The following is a 6,723-nucleotide window of genomic DNA, read 5'->3' as shown; positions in this document are numbered from 1 at the left end:
TAATATTCTTGGTTGTTCAGGAAAACGGATAGGGGGCATTGATATTGACAACAAACTAGCGCTAATGGGGATAATGCCGCACTTTGGTAAAGATATTATATTAACTAACGACCTGCCGATTCCTCCCACATTATTCAGGCAGGCTGTGTGTGTTAATGATGTCGCTGCGCAGCGTGAGTTTAATTCAAATAGAACCGGTGTGGAATTGCAACGATATTGTTTTATGTCTTTGGATAATAGAATCGAGCGATTAAAAAAGTTGCGTGACGACAAACTAGGGCTCAAATTAAATAAGAGTTCTGAATTAACCAAAATAGCACTTTCAACCAACAATTTGACCGAGGTTAATCTCGATTATATTGAATCAAATTTACAAATCTCGGTTAGCCGAGATCAACTAGGTGATGCCATCAGTGGCGAATTAAAGCAAATTGAGTCTATCGTGAATGAGTCTTTACTGCAGTCAGGCGCTAAACCCGACACCATATTTGTAACCGGCGGTACTGCAATATCACCCGTCATCAAACAATGGATAAGCTCTATGTTCCCGGATACTGAGATTGTCATTGGTAACCATTTTGGTAGCGTTACATCAGGCCTAATTACCCATGCCCAACGCATATTTGGGAACTAAAATGTTAAATCATAAATCTTAGACAGGCTTCTGTTAAGTTTTTGGAAATTGTTAAATCAGCTAATCTCTAAATTCACTCGAAAAGCTTAGTCCTCGCTTAGCTTTCAGCGTCAATTTAATTCACAGAATACTTTCCATCTAGACTAAACAAATCAAGGCAAAAGATGCCTTGTTTTGTTCGTTTCAAAAACAACTAATTATTTTTGGACCACGTTGAGGAAAATACCAATTGGTAAAAATTTTCCCTGCATGGCAATAGCTTAGTTTCCTTCTGCGGCTAATATTTGTGCAAATTCACACTTGTACACCCACCCTCCATATTGTAATATTATAACATCACATAAAATTACAAGAAAAACTATGTCACTCAAAACATGTATCAAACCTCTAGCAATTATTATTTCTTTATCTCCAGTTAGTTTTGTTTTTGCCGACGTTGTTGATAACGACAAGGAAGATCAAAATGAGCAAGCTATAAATGAAATGGAAAAAATTGTCATAACGGGTAGAAAAGTTGAAAACTATATGGCGGTTGATGCGTTAACTGGCACAAAAACTAACACTTTTTTACGAGATTTACCGCTTACGGTGTCGGTACTCTCTAATGAACTAATCAATGACAGAGCTATTAGTCGCTTAAGTGAAGCGTTAGACAATGTCGCTGGCGCTCAGCGTAAACAGGGATATGGGGGCGTAGAGAATTTTGGGGCCTTTTTAAGAGGGTTCGATTCTAGTTTCTTAACATTGCGAAATGGAATGCGTGATTTCGGTTTCTACACTGTTCGAGATACTGCCAATGTAGAACGATTTGAGGTTCTTAAGGGACCTGGTTCGGTGCTGTACGGTGCCGTTTATCCCGGTGGTATAACCAATACTATTACCAAAAAACCAGTTTCCGATCCGCTAGCAACTATCAATCTATCCGTCGGCAGCTATGACCGTTACAAAGGTGAAGCTGATTTTGGTGGGGCATTAGCCTCTTCTGTATTTTATCGACTTAATGTTGCCTATGAAGACAATGGTAGTTTTAGAGATCAAGTGAATAATGACGGTTGGTTTGTTGCACCTGTTGTCACTTGGGTTATAAGCGACAATACAAATTTAACCGTTGAGGTTGAACATAAACACAGTGAATACACATGGGATATTGGACTACCTCGAGACGAAGTCGCTTTTGAGGTACCTATTAGCCGCTTTTTGGGCGAACCTGATGGTATTAACGAAGTGGATTCTTCAAATATTTCAACCAGATTAGAGCATTGGCTAAATGATGACTGGAAGTTCCAGCAACAACTTAGTTATGCAAAAACAGATGGCGATTACAACCTGCGCTCATTTTGGGGCGTGTCAGAGGACAAGCTCAGCGTAAATAGGGTTGCATATGACACACAAGAAGACTCGGAAACATTGGTTGCACAGCATGAAATTGTTGGAAATATTTCAGCTTTTGGTGGCAGCCATACTATCGTTCTGGGTACTGAATATTATGAAACAGAACAGAGTTATGACTTTTTCTTTGCCGGATTAGATCCTCTTGATCTATTTAACCCTGTATATGGTGCACAACCTCAAGACGGCGGTTTTCAGTTATTCGCTGAGCAAAGTAACAACCAAGGCACAGGCTTTTACGCACAAGCCATGAGCAGTTTTGATAAATGGAAGTTTTTATTTGGTCTTCGTCATGATCGCGTAAAAAATGACTCCACGAATTTAATGAGTGGAGTCAAATCAGCAAGAGAGCCAGACAGTGAAAATAGTCCTCAACTAGGGGTTGTCTATCAGCCAAATGATAAAATAAGTTTATATGCTAGTTATGGAGAGTCGTTTTTATCTATCATCAGTGGCGTAACCGCAGATGGCGAAGATCTCAAACCTGAAACGGGAGAGCAGATTGAGTTTGGGATTAAACAACTTTGGATGGATGCGCGTCTATCTACTAATATTGCCGTTTTTGATATAAAGCGACAAAACGTATCAACAGCCGATCCTTTAATGCCAAATTTCAGAATCCAGACGGGCGAGCAAAGCAGTCGAGGAGTAGAGCTTGAGGTTAGCGGTACGCCTATGACGGGCTGGAGTATAGCGTTTAGCGCAGCTTTTATTGATGCCGTAGTGACCAAGGATAATGTGTTCGAAATCGGTTCGAAATTGCCAGGCGCACCAGAGTATAGTGCGAGTCTTTGGAATAAATATGTTATTCAAAGCGGTATGTTGAGTGGTTTAGAGCTAGGGGGAGGTATTTATTATGTCGACGAGCGAGCAGTCGGACTTCCTAATGGATCGTTTAATTTACCGTCTTATGTTCGTGTCGACGCAATGGTCGCTTATTCGTTAGATAAATGGCGCTTGCAACTTAACCTGAAAAATCTAGCGGATGAAGAAATCTATGATCTAACCAGCACCACAATAATGCCTCAAGAGCCTCGGTCATTTTCATTACAACTTAGATATGCGTTTTAAATTTGTATTAACATGTTGTTATCTAACGTAAAACAAGAAATTGTAATTCAATTTCGTGAGCAGAGATTCTTTCTCGCCAGTGGCATATTACTGATGTTAGTAGTAGTCGCTGGTATCACAGGCTGGACGCAATTCAACTCAGCCGAAAATGCTCGCGAAGAGTTTGTTACAAGTGCTCAAAACCAATGGCTAACCCAAGGTGAGCGGCATCCCCATAGAGCTGCTCATTTTGGCGTGTATGTTGTAAAGCCGGAAACTCAATTAGCATTCTTTGAGCCTGGCTTACGCCCTTTTATTGGCCAAACATTATGGTTGAATGCCCATGATCGCCCTGTGTTTACTAATATTCCTGCAGAAGATGACTTAACCCTTGGGGTTGGGATAGGGGTCGCCAGTGGTGCCAGTGTTTTACAAATGCTTGCTAGCTTGTTGGTATTAGTTGTTGGTGCGCTATCTGTGGTTCGAGACCGGGAAACTGGCGTGCTGCGGCAAATACTGTCTCAAGGTGTTTCACCTACCACTTGGGTTTTCTCTAAGTTGATTAGCTTATTTGTTGTAACCTTAATGCCTCTGTTTATCTTGGGGTTAGCTGTCACATTGCTCGCACTAGTGTTGCAGTCTGGTATGCACATAGACGACACATTTTATCGCACTATCGGTTTACTGTTTAGTAACTTACTGTTTTTACTGGCGTTGTTGGCCGTTGCAGTGTCTATTTCCAGCGTATGTTCGAGCTCTCGTAAAGCATTATTGATGGTACTTGTATTCTGGTTGTTTGGCTGCGTATTAGCGCCACGGCTAGCGTCAAGTTTAACCACAACGATTGCCCCTGTTCCTACTTTAGACGCTTATCAAAAGTCTGTGGGCGAGTTATTTAATAACGGTATAGATGCTCGTGGTGGCTATGGTGAACAATTAACCGCGTTACGGGAAAGTACCCTTAATAAATACAATGTGACCTCCGTTGACGATCTTCCAATAGGGTTTTCTGGTTTAAGAATGAAGCACCTAAATACCTGGGGAGCGGAAGTGGACGATATAGAATATCAAAAATTAACTCAGCTATATGCGAAGCAAAATCAAATTAGAACCGCACTATCTTTGATTGCTCCTTTTATGGCGGCTCGCAGTGTTTCTCAATCTATGGCTGGTATGGACTGGATTCACTATCGACATTTTTTAAATGCTGCGGAAACCTATCGCCGTGATTTTGGCAATCATATGGATACCATTTTAGAAAATGAAGTCCATGGTGATGCTTGGGAAATGAATGGTGACTTTTCTGATTGGTCTACCGTTAGTCCTTTCGAATACGATGCACCTAGTGTTTCTTGGGCTCTGCAAAGCCAGATTGTCTCAGTGTTGATACTATTGCTCTGGGCTCTGTGTGCTTTGACTGTTCTGTTTTTTAGTTCAAGGAGAATGACTCCTTGAAAACCTTATTGAACCAAGAATGGTTGTTGTTTAGAAAATCTCCTGGGAATATATTGCTGATTGCTATTTTACTTGGTATGTCAATTATTGCGGCGATTAACGGCATCATCCATGTTAGTCAACAAAGAGCGGTTGTGCAGCAAGCTGTTACCGCAGATATTAAAAAATATGAGCAATTAAAAACGAATCTAAATGCCTATTTAAATGGTGAGTTAGAGGCGCAGGAGTTTTATAACCCCAGTGCCGCATATCAAAACATTGCTCCTCGCACTTTAGTACCGGAACCGCCGGAACTTAGTGTTTTATCCGCTGCGGAAGTAAGACCAACCCCATTGTTACTTAAAATTGGTATGCAAACCCGTCACAAAGACCCTCAGCCTAGTTTAGAAGATCCTGTAAATCGATTAGACGGTCCCTTCGACTTGGTGTTTATAGCTACCTGGATTGTGCCCTTATTCGTAATATTTTGGGGCTTCGATGTTATGGCTAGAGACAGAGAGCAAAGCAGTGCTTCTTTATTGGCGAATCAACGCAGTTTACGGTCAATTATTATTGCGCGTTTACTTATCCGCTTTATCGTTATCTTAAGTATTGTTGGCGGTGTAGCGACTTGTGCTGTTTTACTTACTGAATATAGGTCATTAACTACTGCACTTCCGGCCTTAATCGTTTGGATAACCGGTCTATCGATGACAATCCTCTTTTGGTCGGTTATTGCCGCTATGGTAAGTGCAAAAGCCCAAAATACCGCCCAGGCTAGTTTACAACTTTTATGTTGCTGGATCGTAATCGCTATATTGATGCCTGCACTTTCTGGCGTTGTAGTAAAACAACTTGCTCCGCCACCAAATCATTTAGAGCGCGTTATTAAGCATAGAGATATAAGTAATGATTTAAATCAGCGACGCTATGAGATAACTGAAGAATACTATCGAAAACGACCCCAAAATAAGCCAATTAGGCAGGGCAATGAATACGAGCAGTATTTTGTTAAAGAGTTTTACCCTAGAAGTTTGGCTTTCGATTTAGCATTTTCTCCTTTAGCGTTGAAATATGAGAAACAGAGAATAAAACATGTTGAAGTTATGCGGTTGTTGTCTGTGTTCAGCCCCCCACTTGGATTGAAAATGTTGACAGAAGATTTAGCAGGTTCAGCTCCGCAAAGGCGTTTGTCATTTTTGCAAAGTGTGGACAGTTTTCAGACTGATTTGCGCAACCACTTTGATTTTAAGTTAGCGTCGATGCGTCCTTTGAGTGTAAAAGATATCGATTCTATGCCGCAGTATTCTATCGCGCCAGAAACGGTCTCTTCTAGGTGGGGGCGAGTTATTAAAAGCTTGGGGCTAATACTTTTGCCACTGATTCTTCTGATGTTAGTTGCCAAGCGTATGTTAGGCCGTGTTACTCCCTATTAGACGTAAAGACAAAGGAACCAAATAAAGATGTTACGAGCAGTCAACCTCACAAAAAAATACGGTCAAAAGTTAGCTCTTGATAGACTAAATTTATCCGTAGCTCCCGGTAATATCTATAGTTTACTTGGGCCAAATGGAGCAGGTAAAACAACAACAATTAATTGTTTTCTTGGTTTTATTAAAAGCGATAGCGGAAGCGCCATTATTAACGGTATCGATGCAACGGAATCTCCTCAATTAGTGAGAAAGCATATTGCTTATATTCCCGAGCAGGTTAATTTATATGGTTGTCTGACCGGCGCAGAAAACCTTGGCTATTTTTCTAAACTAGGTGGATTGAGTTGTTCAAAAACACAGATTAACGAATTATTACAGGAAGTAGGGTTACAACAAGAAGCTTTTTCCAAACCGTTAGAAACCTATTCTAAAGGAATGCGTCAAAAAGTAGGTATTGCCATAGCATTAGCAAAAAAGGCAAAGGTACTTCTACTCGATGAACCAACTAGCGGCTTAGATCCCCATGCCGCAAATGAATTCAACGCGTTATTGAAACGAATCAGTGGAGAGGGCATTGCAGTATTAATGGCAACCCATGATTTATTTCGAGCCCATGCTGTTGCAAACAATATAGGGATTATGCGCAATGGTCGTTTAGTCGATGAATTCGATGCTCAAAATATTTCGCCAATAGAACTCGAAAATAAATATCTAGAAGCGATGAAAAGATAGATCTGCTTACTAGTTAGACTGAAAATATCAGCTGCAACGTATAACGACACC

The 6,723-nt window shown here is 40.8% G+C and carries 5 protein-coding genes; all 5 read left to right on the top strand.

The window, feature by feature from the left end:
* A partial coding sequence (locus tag ABWV72_RS14345) for an Hsp70 family protein (protein ID WP_353371355.1) occupies positions 1-634 on the top strand: 634 nt, incomplete at its 5' end.
* A gap of 360 nt (positions 635-994) precedes the next feature.
* Complete coding sequence (locus ABWV72_RS14340) at positions 995-3,094, top strand: TonB-dependent siderophore receptor (protein WP_353371353.1); 2,100 nt, start codon at positions 995-997, stop codon at positions 3,092-3,094.
* Between the two features lie 12 nt (positions 3,095-3,106).
* A complete protein-coding gene (locus ABWV72_RS14335; RefSeq protein ID WP_353371351.1) occupies positions 3,107-4,528 on the top strand; it encodes an ABC transporter permease subunit in 1,422 nt (473 codons plus the stop codon).
* The gene (locus ABWV72_RS14330) at positions 4,525-5,943 is read left to right on the top strand and encodes a DUF3526 domain-containing protein (RefSeq protein WP_353371349.1); all 1,419 of its coding nucleotides are present in this window, start codon (positions 4,525-4,527) and stop codon (positions 5,941-5,943) included. The genes ABWV72_RS14335 and ABWV72_RS14330 overlap by 4 nt, the downstream gene beginning before the upstream one ends.
* A 27-nt stretch (positions 5,944-5,970) precedes the next feature.
* Positions 5,971-6,672 carry an ABC transporter ATP-binding protein gene (locus ABWV72_RS14325; RefSeq protein WP_353371347.1) on the top strand — a complete coding sequence of 234 codons (702 nt, stop codon included), beginning with the start codon at positions 5,971-5,973 and terminating at the stop codon, positions 6,670-6,672.
* The last annotated feature ends 51 nt before the right edge of the window (positions 6,673-6,723 follow it).

The organism is Aliiglaciecola sp. NS0011-25 (assembly GCF_040370605.1).
Lineage (GTDB): Bacteria > Pseudomonadota > Gammaproteobacteria > Enterobacterales > Alteromonadaceae > Aliiglaciecola > Aliiglaciecola lipolytica_A.
The sequence above is the reverse complement of the archived record's forward strand: the minus strand, read 5'-3'. Positions and strand labels throughout refer to the sequence as shown.